27 protein-coding genes and 1 pseudogene are annotated in these 23,797 nt (G+C 48.4%); 16 read left to right on the top strand and 12 right to left on the bottom strand.

Annotated features, from left to right (window positions below; genetic code table 11):
• Positions 1–35 precede the first annotated feature (35 nt).
• From pgsA to uvrY, 3 genes are read right to left on the bottom strand one after another with little or no spacing between them, the layout of a single operon-like run.
• On the bottom strand, positions 36–584 hold the full coding sequence (gene pgsA / locus Q1A40_RS09230) for a CDP-diacylglycerol--glycerol-3-phosphate 3-phosphatidyltransferase (RefSeq protein ID WP_299999475.1): 549 nt from the start codon (positions 582–584) through the stop codon (positions 36–38).
• Positions 585–642: 58 nt separating this feature from the next.
• Positions 643–2,475: an excinuclease ABC subunit UvrC gene (uvrC, locus tag Q1A40_RS09225; RefSeq protein ID WP_299999599.1), complete on the bottom strand. Its 1,833-nt coding sequence runs from the start codon at positions 2,473–2,475 to the stop codon at positions 643–645.
• A complete protein-coding gene (uvrY, locus tag Q1A40_RS09220) occupies positions 2,468–3,127 on the bottom strand; it encodes a UvrY/SirA/GacA family response regulator transcription factor (protein WP_299999473.1) in 660 nt (219 codons plus the stop codon). The genes uvrC and uvrY overlap by 8 nt, the downstream gene beginning before the upstream one ends.
• Positions 3,128–3,590: 463 nt before the next feature.
• On the opposite strand from uvrY, the gene Q1A40_RS09215 reads away from it, so the two are divergent.
• A complete protein-coding gene (locus Q1A40_RS09215) occupies positions 3,591–3,815 on the top strand; it encodes a DUF2594 family protein (protein ID WP_299999472.1) in 225 nt (74 codons plus the stop codon).
• Positions 3,816–3,888: 73 nt separating this feature from the next.
• Here Q1A40_RS09215 and dcyD read toward each other — a convergent pair whose 3' ends face one another.
• The 4 genes from dcyD to Q1A40_RS09195 form a co-directional block, all read right to left on the bottom strand.
• Positions 3,889–4,875: a D-cysteine desulfhydrase gene (gene dcyD / locus Q1A40_RS09210; RefSeq protein ID WP_299999470.1), complete on the bottom strand. Its 987-nt coding sequence runs from the start codon at positions 4,873–4,875 to the stop codon at positions 3,889–3,891.
• Positions 4,876–5,063: 188 nt separating this feature from the next.
• Entirely contained in the window at positions 5,064–5,579 is a 516-nt protein-coding gene (gene fliZ, locus Q1A40_RS09205; protein ID WP_299999468.1) for a flagella biosynthesis regulatory protein FliZ, read from the bottom strand.
• A gap of 36 nt (positions 5,580–5,615) precedes the next feature.
• Positions 5,616–6,335, bottom strand: coding sequence for an RNA polymerase sigma factor FliA (locus Q1A40_RS09200; RefSeq protein ID WP_299999597.1), 720 nt, complete (start codon positions 6,333–6,335; stop codon positions 5,616–5,618).
• Positions 6,336–6,635: 300 nt separating this feature from the next.
• The gene (locus Q1A40_RS09195) at positions 6,636–8,039 is read right to left on the bottom strand and encodes a flagellin (protein WP_299999466.1); all 1,404 of its coding nucleotides are present in this window, start codon (positions 8,037–8,039) and stop codon (positions 6,636–6,638) included.
• Between the two features lie 241 nt (positions 8,040–8,280).
• Here Q1A40_RS09195 and fliD point away from each other — a divergent pair, with 241 nt between their 5' ends.
• From fliD to fliT, 3 genes are read left to right on the top strand one after another with little or no spacing between them, the layout of a single operon-like run.
• Positions 8,281–9,699 (top strand): flagellar filament capping protein FliD, encoded by a 1,419-nt coding sequence (gene fliD, locus Q1A40_RS09190; RefSeq protein WP_299999464.1) that lies wholly within the window; start codon positions 8,281–8,283, stop codon positions 9,697–9,699.
• Positions 9,700–9,711: 12 nt separating this feature from the next.
• A complete protein-coding gene (gene fliS, locus Q1A40_RS09185; RefSeq protein WP_299999462.1) occupies positions 9,712–10,122 on the top strand; it encodes a flagellar export chaperone FliS in 411 nt (136 codons plus the stop codon).
• Positions 10,122–10,511, top strand: a complete 390-nt coding sequence (gene fliT / locus Q1A40_RS09180; protein WP_299999461.1) for a flagellar protein FliT — start codon at positions 10,122–10,124, stop codon at positions 10,509–10,511. Before fliS ends, fliT begins: the two co-directional genes overlap by 1 nt.
• 12 nt (positions 10,512–10,523) lie before the next feature.
• Here fliT and Q1A40_RS09175 read toward each other — a convergent pair whose 3' ends face one another.
• From Q1A40_RS09175 to Q1A40_RS09160, 4 genes are all read right to left on the bottom strand, one after another.
• Positions 10,524–10,949, bottom strand: coding sequence for a hypothetical protein (locus tag Q1A40_RS09175; RefSeq protein ID WP_299999460.1), 426 nt, complete (start codon positions 10,947–10,949; stop codon positions 10,524–10,526).
• Between the two features lie 147 nt (positions 10,950–11,096).
• The gene (locus Q1A40_RS09170; protein ID WP_299999458.1) at positions 11,097–11,951 is read right to left on the bottom strand and encodes a MurR/RpiR family transcriptional regulator; all 855 of its coding nucleotides are present in this window, start codon (positions 11,949–11,951) and stop codon (positions 11,097–11,099) included.
• Between the two features lie 699 nt (positions 11,952–12,650).
• Positions 12,651–13,049, bottom strand: a complete 399-nt coding sequence (locus tag Q1A40_RS09165) for a type II toxin-antitoxin system death-on-curing family toxin (RefSeq protein WP_299999456.1) — start codon at positions 13,047–13,049, stop codon at positions 12,651–12,653.
• Positions 13,046–13,270, bottom strand: a complete 225-nt coding sequence (locus tag Q1A40_RS09160) for a type II toxin-antitoxin system Phd/YefM family antitoxin (protein WP_299999455.1) — start codon at positions 13,268–13,270, stop codon at positions 13,046–13,048. The genes Q1A40_RS09165 and Q1A40_RS09160 overlap by 4 nt, the downstream gene beginning before the upstream one ends.
• A gap of 164 nt (positions 13,271–13,434) precedes the next feature.
• Between Q1A40_RS09160 and Q1A40_RS09155 the strand changes: the two are divergent.
• Positions 13,435–13,729: pseudogene (locus Q1A40_RS09155) on the top strand (tyrosine-type recombinase/integrase); the annotation flags it as partial.
• A 30-nt stretch (positions 13,730–13,759) separates the two neighbouring features.
• On the opposite strand, the gene fliE reads toward Q1A40_RS09155, so the two are convergent.
• Positions 13,760–14,077, bottom strand: coding sequence for a flagellar hook-basal body complex protein FliE (fliE, locus tag Q1A40_RS09150; RefSeq protein ID WP_299999453.1), 318 nt, complete (start codon positions 14,075–14,077; stop codon positions 13,760–13,762).
• A 227-nt stretch (positions 14,078–14,304) separates the two neighbouring features.
• On the opposite strand from fliE, the gene fliF reads away from it, so the two are divergent.
• From fliF to fliP, 11 genes are all read left to right on the top strand, one after another.
• Positions 14,305–15,984: a flagellar basal-body MS-ring/collar protein FliF gene (gene fliF, locus Q1A40_RS09145; RefSeq protein WP_299999451.1), complete on the top strand. Its 1,680-nt coding sequence runs from the start codon at positions 14,305–14,307 to the stop codon at positions 15,982–15,984.
• Positions 15,981–16,973 (top strand): flagellar motor switch protein FliG, encoded by a 993-nt coding sequence (fliG, locus tag Q1A40_RS09140; RefSeq protein WP_299999450.1) that lies wholly within the window; start codon positions 15,981–15,983, stop codon positions 16,971–16,973. The genes fliF and fliG overlap by 4 nt, the downstream gene beginning before the upstream one ends.
• The gene (gene fliH, locus Q1A40_RS09135; protein ID WP_299999449.1) at positions 16,966–17,673 is read left to right on the top strand and encodes a flagellar assembly protein FliH; all 708 of its coding nucleotides are present in this window, start codon (positions 16,966–16,968) and stop codon (positions 17,671–17,673) included. Before fliG ends, fliH begins: the two co-directional genes overlap by 8 nt.
• Positions 17,673–19,031, top strand: a complete 1,359-nt coding sequence (gene fliI / locus Q1A40_RS09130; protein ID WP_299999447.1) for a flagellar protein export ATPase FliI — start codon at positions 17,673–17,675, stop codon at positions 19,029–19,031. Before fliH ends, fliI begins: the two co-directional genes overlap by 1 nt.
• 12 nt (positions 19,032–19,043) lie before the next feature.
• Complete coding sequence (gene fliJ / locus Q1A40_RS09125; RefSeq protein WP_299999445.1) at positions 19,044–19,487, top strand: flagellar export protein FliJ; 444 nt, start codon at positions 19,044–19,046, stop codon at positions 19,485–19,487.
• Entirely contained in the window at positions 19,484–20,599 is a 1,116-nt protein-coding gene (locus Q1A40_RS09120) for a flagellar hook-length control protein FliK (RefSeq protein ID WP_299999443.1), read from the top strand. The genes fliJ and Q1A40_RS09120 overlap by 4 nt, the downstream gene beginning before the upstream one ends.
• Before the next feature lie 190 nt (positions 20,600–20,789).
• Positions 20,790–21,257 (top strand): flagellar basal body-associated protein FliL, encoded by a 468-nt coding sequence (gene fliL / locus Q1A40_RS09115; RefSeq protein ID WP_299999441.1) that lies wholly within the window; start codon positions 20,790–20,792, stop codon positions 21,255–21,257.
• 4 nt (positions 21,258–21,261) lie between these two features.
• Positions 21,262–22,266, top strand: a complete 1,005-nt coding sequence (gene fliM / locus Q1A40_RS09110) for a flagellar motor switch protein FliM (RefSeq protein WP_299999440.1) — start codon at positions 21,262–21,264, stop codon at positions 22,264–22,266.
• The gene (gene fliN, locus Q1A40_RS09105) at positions 22,263–22,673 is read left to right on the top strand and encodes a flagellar motor switch protein FliN (protein WP_299999439.1); all 411 of its coding nucleotides are present in this window, start codon (positions 22,263–22,265) and stop codon (positions 22,671–22,673) included. The genes fliM and fliN overlap by 4 nt, the downstream gene beginning before the upstream one ends.
• Entirely contained in the window at positions 22,674–23,057 is a 384-nt protein-coding gene (gene fliO / locus Q1A40_RS09100; RefSeq protein ID WP_299999437.1) for a flagellar biosynthetic protein FliO, read from the top strand. It begins immediately after the preceding gene.
• Complete coding sequence (gene fliP, locus Q1A40_RS09095) at positions 23,054–23,794, top strand: flagellar type III secretion system pore protein FliP (protein ID WP_299999435.1); 741 nt, start codon at positions 23,054–23,056, stop codon at positions 23,792–23,794. Before fliO ends, fliP begins: the two co-directional genes overlap by 4 nt.
• The last annotated feature ends 3 nt before the right edge of the window (positions 23,795–23,797 follow it).

Raw genomic sequence — 23,797 nt, 5'->3', positions numbered from 1 at the left:
CTACGAATCGTTTGATTATTTTTGCGCCGGATAGATCACTGTTCGAGCAAATCACCTCTTGCAGCCGCTAAATATTGGAACATCGACCAGAATGTCAGCACTGCTGCGACAAAGAAAAGCGCGATACTTGCATACTCGACCCACATATTCGGACGCCATAACATGCCAATCAATGCCAGCATCTGTGCCATTGTTTTGGTCTTACCGACCCAGGAAACGGCAACACTGCTTCTTTTTCCAATTTCAGCCATCCATTCGCGTAAAGCTGAAATGATAATTTCCCGGGCAATCATGGTTGCAGCCGGTAACGTTACCCACCAGGCATGGTAATGTTCGGCGACCAGCACTAATGCTACGGCGACCATAACTTTATCGGCAACCGGATCGAGGAATGCACCAAAACGGGTACTTTGGTTCCATCTTCTGGCCAGAAAGCCATCAAACCAGTCGGTAATCGCCGCCAGCCAGAAAATAAACGCACAGAGGAAAGGAGCCCAGTTGAACGGCAAATAGAACGCCAGAACAAAAAACGGGATAAGCACGACTCGAAATAGCGTGAGCATTGTAGGAATATTAAATTGCATGGCGCCGGGTAAATTTCTGCTAAAGGTGGTAAATTGCCTCTATGTTGCTACAGAGACCCTAATGTTTCAACGAGTAGTAGATTTTTTCTGCAAGCGCCTGTGAAATACCCGGCACTTTTGCTATTTCCTCGACAGATGCATTCTTGAGTGGTTGCAATCCGCCCATGTATTTTAGCAGCATCTGACGCCGTTTTGGTCCAATACCTTCAATTGTTTCAAGTGCACTGGTATTTTTTACCTTGGCACGCTTATTCCGGTGTCCGGAAATCGCATGATTATGTGAATCATCCCGAATATGCTGGATAACATGCAGCGCGGGAGAGTCAGGCGGCAGCGCAAAACCTTCGCCGGTCGGCTCTAAAAATAAGGTTTCCAGTCCAGCTTTACGATCGCTACCCTTCGCCACGCCCAGTAACAATGGATGATGTTTATCCCAGGGGACATCAAGATGGTCAAATACCGCTTTGGCCTGCCCCAGTTGCCCTTTGCCACCATCAATAATCACCACGTCGGGGATCTTATCTGGCTCAATCGCTTTTCCATAGCGTCGCTGTAATACCTGCTCCATGGCGGCATAGTCATCGCCCGGTGTAATACCCGTGATATTATAGCGGCGGTATTCTGCCCGTAACGGACCATTGCTATCGAACACCACGCAGGAGGCAACCGTCTGCTCCCCCATGGTATGGCTGATATCAAAACATTCCATACGATTAATCGTAGGCAACTGCAGTATTTCTGCCAGCGCTTTAAGACGCTGATGAATCGTCGACTGTTCAGTCAATCGCGTGACTAAGGCAGTCGCAGCATTAGTACGCGCCAGTTTTAAATAACGCGCACGCAGGCCACGCGGCTTACTCTGGATATTGATTTTTCGCCCGGCAAGTTCACTGAGCGTGTCCGCCAGAACCGTTTTATCTTGCAGGGTAAAATCGAGCAGGATCTCGCTTGGTAAACTGCGGCTTTCACTACCCTGTAAATAAAACTGTCCAATAAAGGTTTCCACGACCTCTGCCAGGTCAGTGCCTGCCGGAACTTTAGGATAATAGCTGCGACTCCCCAGCACTTTGCCCTGACGGATAAAAAGCACGTGAATACAGGCTATACCGGCGTCAAATGCCACCCCTGCCACATCTAAGTCATCGCCGTTATTCGAGACAAACTGCTGTTCTGTCACCCGCCGTACGGCCTGAATCTGGTCGCGTATGCGCGCAGCTTCTTCAAATTCCAGCTGACTACTGGCCTGTTCCATTCGCTCAATCAGTAAGTTCAGAACCTGATCATCCTTCCCGGACAAAAATAGCCGCACATAGTCCACCTGACGGGCATAATCCTCCTCGCTGACAAGCCCGGTAACACAAGGGCCAAGGCAACGGCCAATCTGATACTGTAAGCAAGGGCGCGAGCGATTACGATAAACGTTGTTTTCACATTGACGCACCGGAAAAACTTTCTGTAATAGCGCCAGCGTTTCACGAACCGCGTAACCATTAGGAAAAGGGCCAAAGTATTCGCCACGGGCATGTTTAGCCCCACGGTGCATCGTCAGTCTGGGATGCTTATCCGCACTTAAGAAAATAAAGGGATAAGACTTATCGTCACGTAAAAGAACGTTGTAGCGAGGCTGATAGAGCTTAATATAGTTATGCTCAAGCAACAGCGCTTCCGTTTCAGTGTGGGTCACGGTGACATCAATATGCGCTATCTGCGCCACCAGTGCTTCGGTTTTTCGACTGGCAAGATTGCTGCGAAAGTAACTCGCCAGTCGTTTTTTAAGATCTTTTGCTTTCCCGACATAAATGACGGTTTCGCTGGTGTCATACATCCGATAGACACCAGGCTGACTGGTAACCGTTTTTAAGAAAACCCGAGGGTCAAAAATATCATTCACTTCCGGACAATGTCTCCGCATCGAAAAGTCCGTAACGAATCGCCAGATGCGTTAATTCGACATCACCACTGATGTTCAGCTTACTAAACATACGATAACGATAACTATTGACTGTTTTGGGGCTTAAGTTTAGCTGTTCAGATATTTCATTTACCTTTTGCCCTTTGGTGATCATCAGCATGATTTGTAACTCACGCTCAGATAAACATCCGAAAGGAGAAGCTGATTTATCGGGTTCAATCTGGCTTAAGGCCATTTGCTGGGCAATATCAGATGCGATATAACGCTGCCCCGACATAACCAGGCGAATCGCATTAACCATATCTTGTGGCGCAGCGCCTTTGCTCAGATAGCCAGCAGCACCGGCTTGCATGACTTTTGCCGGTAAAGGATTTTCAGTATAAATCGTCAACATAATGACTTTGATATCGGGCGCGTAACGTAAAATTTTGCGGGTAGCTTCCAGTCCGCCGATCCCCGGCATGTTCATATCCATTAAGACGACATCCACCGGCTGGCTACGGCACCATTTAATGGCATCTTCACCGCAATTGACTTCACCCGTTACATTAATGCCTTTAATATCTTCCAGAATACGTCGTATCCCTGCTCGCACCAACTCATGGTCATCAACAAGAAGTACGTTGGTCAAAGAATAAATCTCCAGAAAAGGGATAATGTTACTGATGGGAACGATTCATAGAGTAACCCTTTTCAGCCGAGAGGCAAATTCAATTTGTTATAACCGTAGACAACAACGCATTATGAAGAGTTTTCTTATCTTTTTGACCGATAGTTTGTTTAAAAAACTAACAGTCGACGGATTAAAGCTTACGAAACAAGACTCTTATCCTCCTGTTTTTATCGCTATACACATTGTTATATCCAAAATCATTCGAATTGCAGGATGCGTGTTAACGTTTCTACAACAAAAAAATCGCATTTATGCATTTCATCACACGACAAATGCGGGATCTCGATGCGCGGCAAGCGTTCGGATAAATGGATGCAGATCGGTTTCATGGCAAAAAATTCACGCAAGCCATGATATACTCCGTCGCCTTAATGTCTCACCATGCTGAGACAGAGAAATCACCAAGCATTGAGGAACGTAAATGAGTACTCCTGATTTTTCCACGGAAGAGAATGTTCGCCAGCTGGCGAGTGAAGTTTCCTGCCTGAAAGCCTTGTTAACTCAGATGTTACTGGCTATGGGGCAGGCCGATGCGGGACGTGTAATACTGAAAATGGAAAAACAAATCGCCGAAATGGAAGACACCGCTCAGGCAGAGGTTTTTTGTAACACTGTGAAACAAATAAAACAGGCTTACAAGCAATAAACCCGGATGGCTGGCAGCACAGGCTTTGCCAGCCATCATGATGCAGTATCGACCTGCGGTTATAGCGATAAGACTAGAATTCCGGGTGATAGGCAAAGAGTGCCGGAGCCCCTCCCGTATGAATAAACAAAATGGGTCCCTCATCTTTAAAACGTTTTTGTTCAACACCGTCAATTAATCCTGCCATGGCCTTACCCGTATAGACCGGATCAAGTACCACGCCTTCGAGCTGTGCCAGCATTTTTATTGCAGTAAGACCTGCGTCATTGGGACGACCATAACCGGGAGCAAAGTAGTCATCCCACAAGGTTATCGGGGCTTGGGCTACCAGCGCCAAAGACTCTGCCACCTCTTGTTGTAAACCGGTTACTTGCGGTAATTGCAGATCGCGGCTTCTTGATACCGTGACACCAATAAGCTCGACCTGCGGCATTAACTGCTCAAGCCCCACGGCCAGCCCGGCATGGGTTCCCCCACTCCCCGATGCCACCACAACGGAAGAGAGCGCGACACTACCTTCACATTGCTGAAAAATTTCCTGGGCACTTTCCACATACCCCAAAGCACCCAGCGCGCTGGAGCCACCAACGGGGATAACAAAGGGACGAAAGCCCTGCGCTTCCAGACGAATAGCAAGTTCAGCAAGTTGCTCGTTTGGTCGGTCAAGTACCGGACACATTTCAATCTCTGCATTGAACAGATCCAACAGCAGACGGTTGCCGTTGGTGAGATAATTTGCCGCCTGAGTACCGAGAGGGTTTTCCAACAGCGCCACACAATTCAACCCCAGTTTTGCCGCCACCGCTGCTGTCTGGCGGACATGGTTAGACTGAATGGCCCCGGCGGTCACTAATGTATCGGCTCCCTGACTTAATGCCTCTGCCACTAAAAACTCGAGCTTACGCAGCTTATTTCCCCCCAGTGCAACCGGGGTAATATCATCACGTTTAATATAAATTTCACGCCCAAGATAGTCAGAAAAACGCGGTAAATACTCCAGCGGTGTGGGAGCCCCCAGCAATTCAAGACGAGGGAAGCGAACCAGATTATTGAGCGACATAACGCCTCTTACACAAGAAGGAAAGTAAGAATGATTATGCCTGGTGATAACGATTTTGTCGTGCAAACGAGAAAAAATATGGATGAAGGTTTTCTGATTTGACTGTCTTGCTTAAGAAAGGGCATTCTCCAGATACGGTCATTTTTCGCTTTCACGCTTGAAACAGCCGTATCCGGAGAAACAAATAGCTAACGTATTTCACTGTTTCTGTTGCTGATAAACTGATCATATTTGCGCAGGGCAATACGATAATTATTTGTGCTTATCTCGGGTAACCCGTCGTTCAGCTCTTCCAGACTAAATGCATTGGCTTCTTTAGGCCGCGCAACACAATGCTGACTGAAATAATTCCCCAGACGACGCACCCGCACAACATACTCACGAATAGTGCCATGACTCATTTCAGTCTGTTCAAACAGGTACTGTTTGAAACCAATAATATCGAAAAAATTATTTTGCTCTTTACAATAGAGATCGCCGCAGAAACGACACAGCGCGGCCCAGTGACTCTGCTCTTCCTGCCAGTCAGCGTCTGTAATCAGGGTATCAAGCTGAGCAATGCTGATTTTATTGACAATCGCACCGTCCCGGGTCAGGGTTATCCTGTCCAGTTCTTTACTGCAATGCGCGCAATGCGTTGCCATATGCTTAAAGTCTTTCAGATAGCGGCTTAAGGGTCTTTTTTTCTCTTGTTTTTGTGTCATTTTGATTCCCCATCGTTATAGAATTTTTCGCCAGGTCTATAACTTGCCCAGCTTGCTTCGCAAGCGTTTAATCGCCTGGCTATGTAGCTGACTGACTCTTGACTCCCCTACTTCCAGTACCGCGCCAATCTCTTTGAGGTTGAGCTCTTCCTGGTAATAAAGGGTTAAAACCTGTTGCTCACGCTCGGGTAATTTTTCTATCGCCTCCATTACCCGCTGTCGCAGGTTGCCGTCCAGTAATGCCTGAAGCGGGTTTTCCTGCTGATGCTGCTCGGTTATCAGTTCAATCCCGTCACCGTGTTCTTCATGCCATTCGTCATAAGAGAACAACTGGCTATTGTTAGTGTCGAGCAACATCTGACGATAACTTTCCAGCGAAATATTTAATCGCGCTGCGACTTCGGTCTCTGTGGCATTACGCCCGAGCTCTTGTTCCAGCTGCCCGATAGCCTGGGCCACACCACGCGCATTGCGTCTGACACTACGGGGTGCCCAGTCTCGACTGCGTAGTTCGTCCAGCATCGCCCCACGAATGCGCTGTACCGCATAAGTCGTAAAAGCGGTGCCCTGTAAAGCGTCATACCTGTCCACCGCATTCAGCAAACCAATCCCCCCGGCTTGCAGCAGATCGTCAAGTTCAACACTGGCGGGTAGACGAACTTGTAAACGCAATGCTTCATGGCGGACCAATGGAACATAGCGCAGCCACAGTGAGTGTTTATCCATGACACCTTCAGCGGTATAGAGTGCGTTCACCATAAACAGCCCTGCGTTAGTTTATTTATCGGCACAATTATCCGTTTCTGTAGGCGTTTTAATCGTCAGAATAGTGGGGGAAATAGCGGGTATATTTGGCAGTAGCAAGCAAGATATGGCGAAAAAAACACCCAAAATTGCTAGCATTGGCTGGGAACATTTATTCTGCTGTTTTATCTGTATTAACCGGTTAGCGATGGGGATCGATACCCGGATTTTTATAGTGACCTTTGAATAAAACGGGAGGCAGTAACAATAAAAAAACTCGCCGAAGCGAGTTTTTTAAGCGCTGAGTAATAATTAACGCAGCAGAGACATCATTGCCTGAGGAACCTGGTTTGCCTGAGACAGAACAGAAGTACCCGCCTGTTGCAGGATCTGTGCTTTAGACATGTTAGAAACTTCTACCGCGTAGTCTGCATCTTCAATACGGCTACGGGCTGAAGACAGGTTGTTAACGGTGTTGTTCAGGTTAGAGATGGTGGACTCAAAACGGTTCTGAGACGCACCCAGGGAGCTACGTTGCTCATCGACAGCTTTAAGGGCTGCATCAATGTCAGCCAGTGGGCTACCATCAGTTGCCCCGTTAGAGTCAACGGTACCGGACAGAACGTCGAAGCCGGTCGCTGCAACGGTACGCAGGCTACCATTGACTAGAGCTCCTGGTTTATCGTTAATCGCTTTAGCTGCAGCATCTTTTGCCGTGGTATCTAAACCAGAGATTTTACCAGCAACGCTAGCTGCTGCTGTTGCTGCTGCTACTTTTGCTGCTGCTACTGCTTCAGCGTCATCAGGATCTGCATCAGAAAGGTTCTCTGCAGCCGTATAGTATGCAGCTATTGCAGTATGAGTTTCATTCGAAAGATTGGTTTTGGAATCGATACCTGCACTCTTTTTAAATGCCTCAAGAGCCTTAGCTTGCTCAGTCGTAGCTTTAGTTGATGCATCAGTTGCCTCTTTCAATTCATCAGCAGTTTTAGTAGGATCAGCCAGAGCTTCAGCAAGGGCTTTAGCAGCATCCTCAGCCTCAGTTGCCTTCTCACCATAAGTAGTATAACCATCTTTAGCAGCATCTAATTTAGCTGTAAGGACTTCAGTATACTTATCGTTATATGTCTCTGTTGCTCCTTTTAAACTTTCTGTATTGCGGTTCAATACTTCATTTGAAGCACCATTCAGACCAGCAGCAGCCAGATTCCAGCCAGCGCTTGAATTGATATCAATATTGATCTGCTCGCTGTCTTTAGCGCCAACCTGGAAATTATAAGGCTTAGCGTCACCACCACGGTTATCAAGAATTTTGATACCGTTAAAGTCGGTCTGCTTGGTAACGCGGTCAATCTCTTCCATACGCTGGTTAACTTCAGACTGGATGGAGTCAATATCAGAGGCAGAGTTAGAGCTGTTCTGCGCTTTCACCGTCAGGTCACGCACACGCTGTAAGTTGTTGTTGATTTCGCTCAACGCACCTTCAGCAGTCTGCGCCATGGAAATACCGTCGTTAGCATTACGCGCTGCGGTAGTCAGACCGTTAATGTTAGAAGTAAAACGGTTGGCAATTGCCTGGCCAGAAGCATCGTCTTTAGCACTGTTGATACGTGAGCCAGAAGACAAACGCTCAATAGCACTGCCCAGAGAAGCCTGGGATTTGTTCAGGTTATTTTGAGTCATCAGCGACAAGCTGTTAGTACTAATTACTGCCATAGTCGTATTCCTTTCTGTAAGTTTAAGTTTCAGGCTGCGGGCCTACGGCTTGCTTGCCGTTGATACCGTTATCGACTCCTTTAAAACGATCTTTAGCCTTTTTTTAAAATTCCTTGAAAGATGAAATACCCCCCTAAACCCTGCTTAACTTCGCCATTGCTCCAGATGCTTTTTTATTAAACTTCCTGTAACGGGTGCCGATAACTGTGCCACTGGTATCCGTTTAATGAAGGAATAGAATATGGCAAGCGTCAGTGCGCTCGGTGTGGGTTCTAATTTAAAACTCGGTGATCTGCTTGATGATTTAACTAAAGCTGAACAAGGACGGCTCACCCCCCTTACCAGCCAGCAAACCTCATATAAAGCCAAGCTGACGGCCTGGAGCGTGGTGCAGAGTTCTGTGCAAAAAGTGCAAAGTGCGGCTGAAGCGTTATCAAAAGCGCAAAACATTGCCACCACAAAAGTGACCAGCACCAATAAAGCCTTTACTGCCACTATTGATGCAGCGGCAACCGCCGGCGACTACTCCGTAGAAGTCACCCAACTGGCTCAGGCACAATCATTGGTATCGGGTAAATTTGACAGCAAAGACACGCCATTAACTACCGTTAAAAGCGCTGCTGAAGAACCGCGTACGCTGGTGTTTACCCAGGGTAGCGGCGATGACCAAAAAGTGATGAAAGTGTCATTGAGTGACGATCAAACCTCACTGACCGCAATCCGTGATGCCGTCAATAAGCAACAGGGTGGCGTAACGGCCAGTATTATTCAGGCAGATGATAATAGCTTCCATTTGTCCTTTACTGCCCGGGATACCGGCGAAAAAAATGCCATGACGATTAGCGTCACGGGTGATGACGAACTACAGGCAGCCATTGGTTATGACAAAACCGCCAGTCAAAATGGTATGGAGCAAAAAGTTGAAGCTAAAGATGCTGAGCTAAAAATTAATAATATCCCCATCACCCGTAGCAGCAATACCATCACCGGCGCACCGGAAGGTCTCACCCTGAATTTGACGGCAACAACGGAAGACAAAGCGGAAAAATTAACCGTCACCAAAGATACCGCCCCCATGAAAACCGCAGTGAAAGCCTTTGTGGATGCCTATAACTCACTCCAGACCACCATTGATTCACAAACCAAATTCACCGCTGTGGATAAAGACAGCACCACGCAAGACAGTTCGAATGGCGATCTGTTGGGGGACGGTACGCTACGTGGCATTCAGACTCAGCTTCGCTCCATGCTGAGTTCATCACAAACGGGTGAATTTGGTAACCTCGCCTCGTTGGGTCTGACCCAGGATATTAACGGCAGACTGAGCATCGACGATGCCCAACTGGATAAAGCCCTCAATGAGAAACCCACCAGCGTGAGCGAATTCTTTGTAGGCGATGGTGAAAAAACGGGATTTGGCGTCCAGATTAATAAGCTTTTAACCAGTGTCCTGGCCAGTGACGGAGCAATCAAAAATGCCACTAACGGCATTGATAAAACGCTGAAAAATCTTGATGACAAAATTAAGACCACCAATGTCAGCATTAACAGCGTCATTGAGCGCTATAAAAAACAGTTTACCGAGCTCGATAAGATGGTGAATCAGCTAACGAATACCGGTAACTATCTGACGAAGCAGTTCGAAGCAATGAGTTCATAAAAGGATATACAGATGTATAATCGCGCCGGAGTTAATGCATACGCCCAAGTCGGCCTGGAAAGTGCGGTCCTGAGCGCCTCACCCTATCAATTAGTGGTGATGCTCTTTGAAGGCGCGACCAGCGCCTTAAAAAAAGCCGAGATCCTGATGGATCAAGGTGACATTGCGGGCAAGGGTCAGGCCATTTCAAAAGCGGTGAATATTATTACCAATGGCCTGCAAGCAGGCCTTGATCACTCGGTCAACAGTGAACTTACAGGCAATCTTGATAGCCTGTATGACTACATGGTACGCCGTCTGCTGGAAGCGAATCTTCGTAATAACAAACAGGCACTCACCGAAGTACAGGGGCTGCTTGAAGGTATTGCAGATGCATGGAATCAAATTAATCCTTCCGCTGGTTTAACCCAGGACATGCCGTAATGACACCCACTTCTTCCTCCCTTGCAGACTGGCAGCAGTTACTGCTGCTGAGTAACCAAATGCTGATTATGGCCAGAACTCAACAGTGGGAGGCGTTAATCGACGGAGAATTGAATTATATCCAGCATGTGAACGCCCTTTCTGCCAGTAATGCTAACGCAGCTGACAGTCCCTTCCCCGGTAAAGTACGGGAGATTCTGCGTCAGTTACTGGAAAATGAAGCTGAAGTGAAACGGCTGTTACTGGAACGGATGGATGAGCTAAAAGTGCTTATTCACCAGGGGAATCAGCAACAGTCAGTTAACCTCGCTTACGGTCGGCTGGCGGGTATGTTATTGCTGCCAGCCAATAGCCCGGACGCTGAGCCAGTCGTCAGCGGTGAATTATAATCACAAAACAACTCACGGAAGCGGTTGTTGCTCAATGGCCACTTGCAAGTTTTGCAGGGCCTGAGTGCATTCGCTTGTTAGCTGACTCACGCGCTGTAAAGTCATTCCCGCATATTTAAGCTGGTTATCGCGCGGTACCAGTGAGTAAATATCCTCTTTTTCAGTGGTATTTTGCCAGCTCTCGCCATCTGACTTCAGGGATAGCTTACCTGAAACGGCGATCACTCGTTGCCACTGGCGGCAGTCGAGGGTTGTTCCATCCGGCATGACCACCAGCGATGCCAGGGCTTCGGGGCTGATAAGTTCGCTTTGCGGGCCCACTGACTGCCAGTATCCCGTAAGGCCGGCGGGTGCTGGATGCGCTATTACCTCAGAATACTCTTTCCCGGCACAGCCCGTTAGCAATAAGAGCCCTGCTATCAGTAGTCCTTGTTTCATCCGCGTTTCCTTATTCACCTGGATAATGTCAGATCCTGCCAGTAATCCTGGCTGTCCCCCAAGTTCAAAATAGCATTAAGCCACGCCCCTGTCGCCTTACTTACCGGATAGCGTTCTTTTGCATCAGATATCAGAGACTCATTTCGTTCAGCGAGTAGCCTTTACCCAAGCCCCGCAAGAGAAAAAGAATTGTTCTGCACGGGCGATTTTCCCTACGGCTTTATCCCCATAACGGGTAACCAGAAGCGCGAGCAGTGATTCTGCCATTCCCATAGCCGCCACAACGGAGGGAAAAAATGAAGGACTGTGTGATGAAAAATAGAGTGTATGGGTCGCATATTGTGCAAGCGGCGACAGCGGTGAGTCAGTCAGCGCAACGATTTTACTCCCGGCAAGACGGGCAGCCTCCAGCACGTCAAGCGACTCTCGGGAATAGGGTGAAAAACCGATCATCAGCACCACATCGTCGGTGGTCAGCTCTCGTGTAAAAACTTCATAATTGCTGGCCTGACCGTCAATCAGTGAAACGTGTTTTTCAAATAGCCGGTAGCTATAAAACAGGCTGTAAGCCACCGGATAACTGGCACGGAAACCACAAATATAGACATGTTCCGCCCGGAACAGGGCCTCAATAACGGCGCTCATTTGCTGATGATTTTGCTGCCAGGTTTCATGTAAATTGTCGTTATGTGCGTTAAACATAGCCTGATACAGCGTGGTCGAACTGCTGTGACTTAACAGTTTCCTGGCGCGGCTCTGATAACTTTCATGGTTCAGCCCTAAAGCCTGAACAAAATCTTGTTTAAAGGCTTCCCAGCCGGAATATTCCAGACGCTGCGCCAGACGCAATAACGTTGCAGGCTTCACACCCACCTGGTCGGCAAAAGCGCGCATCGAGAGATTAATTGCATCATGAGGATACTGGCGAATAAAGTCTGCGGCACGCTGTAGTTCGGGGGTTAATAAAACCGTCTTTTTTTCCAGCATTTCTTGCGGGTTCATAAAGTCGTCTTTCTCCTGTGATTAACAGCGAAATTACAGCGATTACCGAAAAATTAACGGATTTTCGACCAAAGCGTAAGCAATTATCACGAAAATCAGCAGGTTTCATGACCTGGATTAATAACGACGATAAAGTGAGAGGCCATCAAAGAACATCGGCAAAGGCAGTTGTCGTCATTGATAACGAATATTCACAATCGCTCATATCAAAAAACGACTTCCCTGAAGCTCACTGTATCGATAAGAGATCGCTTCATGAAGGCAGGTGAAACAGTCCCCGGAAGAAAGTCATATTCATTTATACCCGTCATACTTCAAATGACTTGGGTGTTGCGTGCGTGAGGCTCGCCTCACCTCGCGCCTACAGGCCACCCGAATTATTTTGGGTATCAGTCATTAAACAAGACAGAAAAAAGAGAAGAGGTTTATTGGGTAAAATAGCGGGCTCTACTGACGTTATGTCTGTGAATGCTCTTTCATGATGACAGAATAAATAGCAAAATTTGGATAAGTTTATCGGAGATGGAACTTTAAACTTTGTCATAAAACATCGCCCCTGAGGGCGATTTCAGAGTATTGACAAACCTTAAGTCATCTCTGAATAAATAGAGACCACCTAATAAAAAACAAGGAAAATCAAGTTATTGATTTTCGGCTGCTCACCACAAAGAAGGAAAAACCACGTTTTTTCCTTCTTTGTCAGCAATCTGACATCGCCCCTGAGGGCGATGTCAGACCTCTTAACCTCTCAGCTACCGCATACACATCATGCAATCCTTGAGCGGCTTCAACGACGAAATCAGCAAAGCCATCGTTAGGTGTGATTGGCGAGCCGTTCATATCAAGAAACACCATGGCCGATGCCGTTGCAGTTCTCTTGTTGGCATCGTTGAAGCCATGACCGCGAGCTATCGAAAGCAACAACGATGCCGCCAACATGTGTAAATCACTGATGCTCTCATAAACATGCAGGTTTTCTACGCGGCCTAACATCCCCTCAACAGTGCCAATATCACGCAATCCCGGCAAGCCACCGTAGTAATCGATTTGGATATCGTGAATGGCGATGACCTGCTCAACGCTCAGAAAGAAAATCATTTATCAGCTAATTCCTGAAACAGAGCCTGATTCTTTGGCTTGCTCATTACGCGAGACAGAGATGCCTCAAACTTTGCTTTTTGCAGTTCCGCGAACTGTTCAGCGGTGATGATTACCATGTCAGGAGCAGAGCGGCGCGTAATTGTCACCGGCTGAGTTACGGCGGAATCAAGAACGCTGGCAAATTTCTGGCGAACGTCGGAAAAGGTATAGGTCATCATGGTTGGCTCCGCTGAATTCAATTAATCACAACTGAATTGTACAACTAAGATGTGATTTAATAAAGCAGAGAACAGAACCCACCTGGTGGGCTGTTAAGCTACCCACAAAAACGTTTTCAGCAAAGAAACCCAACCCATCGGTCAACGCGATAAACGGGAAGTCAGGATCACATTACTCACTGGATTCAATTTCGTAGATCTGGACTGCTGCGTTAAGAAAGGCCGGGTTGCGTCACAGAAAGGCTTACCAGTCAAGACATACATTTGCCTGCTGGTTGTTGTCAGTCGGAGCTAATCCAAATTATGTTGCCTCTCAAATGGGTCATTCAGACTCGCAGATGGTTCACAGAGTTTATGGTGCCTGGGATGACAGAAAACAACTCAGATCAGATAGACCTCATTAATGAGAAATTAAGCGATCTTGTGCTACATACGTGCTCCGCTAAAGCCGCCATGTAGAAAACTGCTTTATATCAATAACTTACCTCGCTAAACTTGCATATTCATCATTTCTTGATAGGCGCTAACCAGTTTATTGCGCACCTGGACACCCATCGCTAATGATACTGAGGATTTTTGCAGATCAACCATCATGTCATTCAGTCCAATACCCGGCACACCAAGAGAAAATTTCTCTGCCTGGGTTCTGGCAGTATTTGAGGCTTCACTGATACGGCCGAGAGCGGCCTGTAATTCACCCGCAAAATTCACGCTACCCGTGGCTTGTGGCTGCGGTGTGATTTGTTGCGCTTGAACCGCGGTGGCCCTTAGCTGTTGCAGCACGCCTTCAATACCCTGAATCGCCATCTGGTTTCCCCTGTAAGTTAATCACAAGCAGATTAGCATCTTACCAACAGAGTAAAGGCGTTAATTAGACACAAAATACTAGGCTAATTCAGCCATAGAAATTCCCTAAAAAGAAAATAATGACACTGCCATATTGTGGCATTTTTGTTGTATTAGTCTCTCAGGGAGCCTTTTGTGTTCACTCTTTATTCGAATGACTCTGTATACGCTGCGCGCCGAGGTGCTGAATGACGGCCACACAGGCACAAACGCCACCTGACAAGGCAACTGAGTGGTTAACCAGCCTGCGCGCCAACCCGAAAATTCCTCTTATTGTGGCCGCTGCGGCTGCAGTTGCGATTATTGTCGCCTTGGTGCTTTGGGCAAAAACACCTGATTACCGCGTACTGTATAATAATTTATCCGACCAGGACGGCGGGGCTATTGTCACGCAACTGACGCAGATGAATATTCCGTATCGTTATTCAGACAATGGCAGCGCTATCCTGGTCCCTGACGATAAAGTCTATGACTTGCGTTTACGTCTCGCCCAGCAAGGGCTACCCAAAGGTGGCGCCGTCGGTTTTGAACTGCTGGATAAAGAAAAATTTGGTATCAGTCAGTTCAGTGAACAGGTGAATTATCAGCGGGCACTGGAAGGCGAACTGGCGCGGACAATTGAAACCCTCGGCCCGGTTAAGCGCGCCCGTATCCACCTGGCCATGCCAAAACCTTCATTATTTGTACGTGAGCAAAAGGCGCCTTCAGCCTCGGTCACTTTGAATCTGGAACCTGGCCGGGCGCTGGATGAAGGCCAAGTTAATGCTGTCGTACATATGGTTTCCAGTGCCGTTGCAGGTCTGCCGCCTGGTAATGTAACGTTAGTCGATCAGGGCGGGCATCTGCTTACGCGCTCCGAAACACCGGGACGCGCGCTCAATGACACGCAATTAAACTACGCCACGGATGTTGAAAGTCGCTATCAGCGTCGTATTGAATCCATTCTGGTTCCTATTGTCGGAAGCGGTAACGTCCACGCTCAGGTCACGGCACAAATTGATTTTGCCAGCAAAGAACAGACCGAAGAGCAATATCGTCCCAATGGAGATCCTGAACAGAGTGCCATACGTTCTCGCCAGCTAAACCAGAGCGAACAGTCGAATGGGCAATTCCCGGGCGGCGTTCCGGGTGCGTTATCTAACCAGCCAGCGCCCGCCAATACGGCTCCGATTACCACGCCCGCTCAGCCCAATGCTCAAGGTAATAATCAACCCGGCACAGCCGCTGCCACCAGTCAGAATGGCAGCCACAATAGCACCCGGGATGAAACCACCAACTACGAAGTGGATAAGACAATTCGTCATACCCGCCTCAATGTAGGTGATGTTCAGCGTCTGTCCGTCGCCGTGGTCATTAATTATCGCCAGCAGGCAGATGGAAGCCCTGCTCCGTTGAGTGAAGACCAGTTAAAACAAATTGAGAGCCTGACCCGCGAAGCGATGGGCTTCTCAGAGACACGTGGCGATACCCTGAATGTCGTTAACTCTCCTTTCAGCGCAGTCGAAGATGAAGCCCTCGAAAATCTGCCGTTCTGGAAGTCACAGATGTTCTTTGATCTGTTGCTCTCTTCCGGGCGCTGGCTACTCGTTCTGCTCGTTGCTTGGTTGCTGTGGCGCAAAGCCATACGACCACTGATAACTCAACGCACAGAAGCGATAAAACTGGCCAGTGAAGCAGCGCAAGCTCGTAAAGAAGCGGAAGAACCTGACGCAACCGTGCATCTGACGCGTGATGAGCAAATACAACAACGTAAAGTGAACCAGCGTCTGGGTGTTGAAATTATGAGCCAGCGTGTTCGTGACCTGTCAGACAGCGATCCTCGTGTCGTTGCGCTGGTGATCCGCCAATGGATGAGTAATGAGCTATGAGCATAACCGGAACCGAGAAAAGTGCGATTTTACTGATGACCATTGGCGAAGATCGTGCCGCCGAGGTATTTAAACACCTTAATCCCCGCGAAGTGCAGCATCTGAGTACCGCGATGGCCAATGTTCAGCAGATTTCGAACAAAGTCCTTACCGATGTATTAACGGAATTTGAGCAGGAAGCCGAACAGTTTGCCGCCTTGAGCGTCAATGCAAGCGACTATCTGCGCTCGGTATTGGTAAAAGCCTTGGGGGCAGAACGTGCCGCCACCCTGTTAGAAGATATTTTCGAAACCCGCGATACCACCAGCGGCATTGAAACACTGAACTTTATGGAGCCGCAAAGTGCGGCTGACCTGATCCGTGATGAGCATCCGCAGATTATTGCCACCATTCTGGTGCATTTAAAACGCAATCAGGCTGCGGATATTCTGGCACTGTTCGATGAACGGGCGCGAAATGACATTATGTTACGTATTGCCACCTTTGGTGGCGTACAGCCTGCTGCGCTCGCCGAACTGACAGAGGTACTGAATAACCTGTTGGATGGTCAGAATCTTAAACGCAGCAAAATGGGTGGCGTAAGAACCGCAGCAGAGATCATTAACTTGATGAAAACCCAGCAGGAAGAAGCGGTTATCAGCGCCGTACGTGACTTTGATGGCGAACTGGCACAAAAAATCATCGACGAAATGTTCCTGTTCGAAAATCTGGTCAGTGTGGACGATCGCAGTATTCAACGCTTGCTCCAGGAAGTGGAATCCGAGTCTCTGCTGGTGGCCCTGAAAGGCGCAGAACCGCAACTTCGCGAGAAATTCCTGCGCAATATGTCGCAACGTGCTGCCGATATTCTGCGCGATGATTTGAACAATCGTGGCCCGGTTCGTTTGTCTCAGGTCGAAAACGAACAGAAGGCGATTTTGCTGATCGTACGTCGACTGGCAGAAACGGGCGAAATGGTGATAGGTACCAGCGAGGATACCTATGTCTGATACCCAGCCCTGGAAGCCATGGATACCGGATGATTTCACCTTTCCGAAAACGGAGCTGGAACAGGATGGATCCGCCGAAATTGAGATTGCATCTGAGTCGCATCAGCAAGAGCCTTCGTCAGAGATGGACAACGCGCAAACTCTGGTCATGCTGCAGGCTCAGGCCCATGAACAAGGGCAGCGAGCCGGCTTTGCTGCGGGCCACAGCGAAGGCCTGGAAGCAGGCAGAAAAACGGGCTTTCAACAAGGTCTGGAACAAGGTATGGCTGAAGCAAAGCTTCAGCAAGCCCCACTCCATGCCCGCATGCAACAACTGGTCAGTGAATTCCAGTATACCCTTGATGCACTGGACAGTGTGATTGCCTCACGTTTAATGCAAATGGCTCTGGAAGCTGCCCGTCAGGTCATTGGTCAGACTCCCTCAGTTGACAGCGCAGCGCTGATTAAACAAATTCAAAACCTGTTGGCACAAGAACCGTTATTTAGCGGTAAACCACAGTTACGTGTCCACCCTGATGACTTACAGCGCGTTGAGGATGTACTGGGTGCGACCTTAAGTTTGCATGGCTGGCGGTTACGCGGCGATCCGTCCTTACATCAAGGCGGCTGTAAAGTGTCTGCAGATGAAGGGGATTTAGATGCAAGCGTTGCCACTCGCTGGCAAGAACTATGTCGCCTGGCGGCACCGGGAGTACTCTAATGACTGCCCGACTGACACGCTGGCTCGATACGCTTGATAGCTTCGAAACCCGAATGGCTCAATTACCTGCTGTACGCCAGTATGGTCGCCTGACACGTGCCACCGGCCTGGTACTGGAAGCCACCGGTCTCCAGCTTCCCCTGGGGGCGACCTGTATCATTGAACAGCATGAGCGCGACGTTGAGAGTGAAGTTGTCGGTTTTAATGGCCATAAACTGTTTCTGATGCCCCTGGAAGAAGTCGAGGGTATCTTGCCCGGCGCTCGCGTTTATGCCCGGGCAGCAACAATGAATAGCAAACAAGGCAGCAAGCAATTACCGCTCGGTCCTTGTTTGCTCGGACGGGTACTGGATGGGAGTGGTCGTCCGCTTGATGGCCTGCCCTCTCCTGATACCGCCTCCCATGGTTCATTGGGTTCAACGCCTTTTAACCCATTGCAACGTACACCCATTGAGCAAGTACTTGATGTCGGTGTCCGGCCAATTAATGCCTTACTGACCGTTGGTCGTGGACAACGTATGGGTCTGTTTGCCGGGTCGGGGGTCGGTAAAAGTGTCTTGCTGGGTATGATGGCCCGTTATACCAAAGCCGACGTTATTGTCGTCGGGCTGATCGGGGAACGTGGCCGTGAAGTTAAAGACTTTATTGAAAATATTCTGGGTGCTGAAGGTCGCGCACGTTCGGTTGTGATAGCAGCGCCGGCAGATGTATCTCCTCTACTACGGATGCAAGGTGCTGCCTACGCAACACGTATAGCAGAAGATTTTCGCGATCGCGGCCAGCATGTCTTGCTGATTATGGACTCCCTGACACGTTATGCGATGGCTCAGCGTGAAATTGCCCTGGCAATAGGTGAACCACCGGCAACCAAAGGTTACCCGCCTTCTGTATTTGCTAAACTCCCGGCGCTGGTTGAACGCGCGGGTAACGGCACGGAAGGCGGCGGATCGATTACGGCTTTTTATACCGTACTCACCGAAGGTGATGACCAGCAAGATCCCATTGCTGACTCAGCGCGGGCCATTCTTGACGGGCATATTGTCTTGTCACGCCGTTTAGCTGAAGCAGGTCATTATCCGGCAATCGATATTGAAGCCTCTATCAGCCGGGCCATGACTTCTCTCATTAGCCATGAACATTATGCTCGCGTACGACATTTTAAACAGTTGCTCTCCAACTATCAGCGTAACCGGGATTTGATCAATGTCGGTGCTTATGCCAAAGGAAGCGACCCGATGCTGGATAAAGCCATTACTCTCTGGCCAGCTCTGGAAGCTTTTCTGCAACAAGGTATTGAGGAGCGTGCTGGCTGGGAAGAGTCTTGTTTGACCCTGGAGACGTTATTTCCCGCAGTTTGATAGAGGATAAACATGGCTCAATACAGCGCACTGGATACCTTAAGTGAGCTTGCTTCTCAGGAAGTAGAAAAGGCAGCCATCATGCTCGGTGATATGCGCCGTGGCTGTCAGCACGCAGAACAGCAACTCGATATGCTGATGAATTATCAGGATGAGTATCGTCATTCCCTCAACACTAATATGTCCCAGGGAATGCCGAATGCCCGCTGGCATAACTATCAGCAATTTATTTTGACACTGGAAAAAGCGATTGAGCAGCATCGTCAGCAATTGATGCAGTGGAATCATAAAGTTGAACAAGCGCTGGAGGCATGGCGCGAAAAGAAAAAAAAGTTGCAGGCCTGGCAAACATTACAGGAAAGAAAAGCAACCGCTGCATTGCTTGCTGAAAATAAACGCGATCAGAAACAAATGGACGAGTATGCCCAGCGCGCCACTCAGAGGAAAGGTGAATGATTACACTGCCCCATGTGACACAACAAAATTCGCTTAATAAATCCGGCACACCGGAAAGTCAGGTAAGTGACGGCGAAGAGATAGCAGAGAATTTTTTACAGCTAATCCGAACAGCCAAAACAGACCTTAAACCCGATATTGAAGAGGCCGTGTTACGTAAAGTTGCTGTAAAAAATGACAGTATTAAGCTGGCACTGGAACAGGTGGCAGAAAGTATGCGTGGTGAACCACAAGAAAGTCTGGCGGCCTTACTGGCTCCTCAGGGAAAAAATCCGACAACAACAAAAGCGTTACTCACAGCAAATGAGACAGCAGAAAAGGATAATGACCCTGACTTGCAGGCGATAAGTGCCTTATTTGCTATGCTGCCCCAACAGGAATTCACACCTGTTTCCGAGGCCGCGGGTAAACTCTCCGCCAGGGCGTCGGTAACGACTAAAGGACTGGATTTGGCACTGACCGCCAATCCACAATCTGCCGCCTCCCCTACTGTTGATACCAATAGCTCACACGAGCTGGAAACGGATAATATGACCGCTCGCTTTGTACCGGCAGATACCCCGGTCAACCTGCGAGTGACCGATAATCAGCCCCCTTTAAACCCGTCGTTCAGCAGCAGCACTCCTGCCGTTTCGACTGGCGCCCCGTTGACCGTACCGGCCACCCCGGTACTGAATGCCCAGCTAGGCACTCAGGAGTGGCAACAACAATTATCTCAGCAAGTCATGCTGTTTACCCGTCAGGGACAGCAACATGCAGAGCTACGTTTACACCCTGAACACCTGGGTAAAGTCGAAATCAGTTTAAAACTGGATGATAACCAGTTACAGCTACAAATTATGTCACCACACAGCCATGTTCGTGCCGCAATTGAGGCAGCCTTGCCAATGTTACGCACTTCGCTTAATGAAAATGGTGTGCAGTTAAGTCAGAGCCACGTCGGCGATGAGGGTTCAATGCCGCAGCAACAGACTTCTCAGCAAGAACAGCAAACTGCCCGACAGAACGCTACATTCAGTATGGAACCACAAGAGGATGATATCTCCTTAGCCGCCGGCGAAACATTACAGCGTCTTGCTCAGAATAAAGGGGCTGTCGATATATTCGCCTGAATAAACAAAGACAGTCTCTGAATAAGCTGGCTATACGCCAGCCTCACCCCGCGGGTGGGAAGCATGACGGGTACCTTCAAAGGTAAACGCCAGAGGTGAAGACATTAAATAGCCTTTTTCAACGCTTTGACCACCGTAAGACACGGGATAATTGTGTTACAGCTGTAGAGATATAGGAATAAAGCGTTCAATGACTGATACCGCCTCGAAAAAAGGCCGCCGTCGCACCGTATGGATGCCGTTACTGGTTCTGATTACTCTTGCCGCCTGTGCAAGTGCAGGTTATAGCTATTGGCGTCTGCAACAACAAGTCAGTGGGGAGCAAGAACAGGCACCGCCTCCCCCTGCTGCGCCTATTTTTTATGCTTTGGACACTTTTACCGTTAATCTTGGTGATGCCGATCGTGTTTTATATATCGGTGTGACATTGCGCTTAGAGGAAGAAGAAACTCGCCAGCGGTTGAGTGAATTCTTACCCGAAGTTCGCAGTCGGTTATTACTGCTATTTTCACGTCAGGATGCCAATGTACTGGCAACCGAAGACGGAAAGTTGAAGTTAATTGAAGCGATAAAATCTACGCTGGCGACTCCGCTGGTTTCCGGAAAAAAACCACAGGTAGTCAGCGACGTGCTGTATACCGCATTCATTCTGCGATAACTTTATGGGCGATAGTATTCTTTCCCAGGCTGAAATAGATGCGTTGTTGAATGGCGACAGCGACAATAATGCTTTGCCATTAGAAAGCCCTGGCAGCAACTCCGATATTCGGCCTTATGATCCTAATACGCAGCGTCGTGTTATTCGAGAGCGCTTACAAGCGCTGGAAATTATCAATGAGCGTTTTGCCCGCCAGTTTCGCATGGGGCTATTCAACCTGTTGCGACGCAGTCCGGATATTACTGTCGGCGCCATTCGTATTCAGCCATATCTTGAGTTTGCCCGTAATCTTCCGGTGCCAACAAACCTTAACTTGATCCATCTGAAACCGTTACGCGGCACCGGTTTATTTGTTTTCTCACCAAGTCTGGTTTTTATTGCCGTTGATAACCTGTTTGGTGGCGATGGCCGTTTTCCAACCAAAGTTGAAGGACGTGAGTTCACACATACCGAACAGCGTGTTATCAATCGCATGCTCAAACTGGCGCTGGAGTCCTACAGCGATGCCTGGAAAGCGATTTATCCGCTTGATATTGAGTATGTCCGTTCTGAAATGCAGGTGAAATTTACTAATATCACGACCTCACCTAATGACATTGTGGTCAATACCCCTTTCCATGTGGAAATCGGGAATCTGACCGGTGAATTTAATATTTGCTTGCCCTTTAGCATGATTGAACCGTTGCGTGAGTTACTCGTCAATCCACCACTGGAAAACTCACGGCAGGAAGATCAAAGTTGGCGCGATACGCTAGTACGTCAGGTTCAGCATTCAGAACTGGAACTGATAGCAAACTTTGCTGACATCCCACTACGTTTATCGCAAATACTCAAACTCAAACCCGGTGACGTGTTACCTGTTGATAAACCAGAACGCATCATTGCCCATGTAGATGGGGTACCAGTACTGACCAGTCAGTATGGCACGATGAATGGTCAGTATGCCCTGCGCGTTGAACATTTGATCAACCCAGTCTTGAATTCACTGCACGAGGAACAGCTCAAATGAGTGACATTAATCAACCGCCCAATGATAACCCTGGTTCAGTGGACGACCTGTGGGCTGATGCTTTAAACGAACAGAAAGTCGCCAGTAAAAGTACTGCAGATAATGTCTTTCGTGCACTGGAAGACAGCAGTGTGGCAGGGAACCTGCAAGATATTGATTTGATAATGGACATTCCGGTCAAACTCACTGTCGAGCTAGGTCGGACGCGCATGACAATTAAAGAGTTACTCCGCCTGACTCAAGGATCCGTTGTCGCGCTGGATGGTCTTGCCGGAGAGCCCCTGGACATTCTGATTAACGGTTATTTAATCGCTCAGGGTGAAGTGGTGGTGGTGGCGGATAAATACGGTGTCCGTATTACCGATATCATCACGCCTTCTGAACGAATGCGTCGTTTGAGTCGCTAAATGAAAACCCAGTCCGTTGCTTTATCCACTCCCGCGCATACTGACTCACCGCTAATCTCGGTGAGTGCTGCGCTTGGGGGGATTATCATACTGATTTTACTTGCCGCCTGGATTGCCCGACGCTTTGGATTCATGGGGAGCAGTATGACCGGTAAAAAAACACTCCACATTCGCGCCAGCGCTAACCTCGGCCCACGGGAACGCGTGGTTGTCGTCGATATCGAAGATGTTCGGCTAGTTCTTGGGGTAACAGCTTCGCAAATCACACATTTGCATACCCTGCCATCGTCCGGGGAAAGCGAACAGCCTTTATCACCGGATAATGCCACTGATTTCCAGAAAATAATGAAAAAGTTGTTAAAACCTGGCGGAAAAGTACAATGAAATCAGGGCAGTTTCACATATTCATTCTGTTAGCCCTGATTATGCCTGGAGCGGCTTTTGCTCAGTTACCCGGTCTGGTCAGCCAGCCACTGGCAAATGGCGGACAAAGCTGGTCATTGCCAGTACAAACGCTGGTCTTTATTAGCTCGTTAACTTTTATTCCTGCAATCTTGCTGATGATGACCAGTTTTACACGGATAATCATCGTTTTTGGATTACTTCGCAACGCATTAGGCACTCCATCAGCACCGCCTAATCAAGTATTAATTGGCCTCTCACTTTTTCTGACTTTTTTCATCATGTCACCTGTGTTTGATAAGATTTATACTGATGCCTATAAACCTTTTAGTGAGAACAGAATCAGTCTGGAAACGGCTCTGGAAACCGGTGCACAACCGCTACGGGAATTTATGCTACGCCAGACTCGAGAAGCCGATCTGGCCTTATTTGCCCGTCTGGCGAACACACCGCCTCTGCCAGGACCAGAAGCTGTATCGATGCGAATTCTGCTACCAGCCTATGTTACCAGTGAATTAAAAACCGCCTTCCAGATTGGTTTTACGGTCTTTATCCCCTTCTTGATTATCGATTTGGTTATCGCCAGTGTGTTGATGTCGCTGGGGATGATGATGGTTCCGCCGGCAACAATAGCGTTACCCTTCAAGCTAATGCTATTTGTTCTGGTCGATGGCTGGCAGTTGCTGGTCGGCTCTTTAGCACAAAGTTTCTATAGTTAGGGA

This window comes from uncultured Cedecea sp. (assembly GCF_947498825.1).
Taxonomy (GTDB): Bacteria; Pseudomonadota; Gammaproteobacteria; order Enterobacterales; family Enterobacteriaceae; genus JGM124.
Note: the sequence above shows the minus strand (reverse complement) of the source record. Positions and strands in the feature narration are given on the sequence as shown.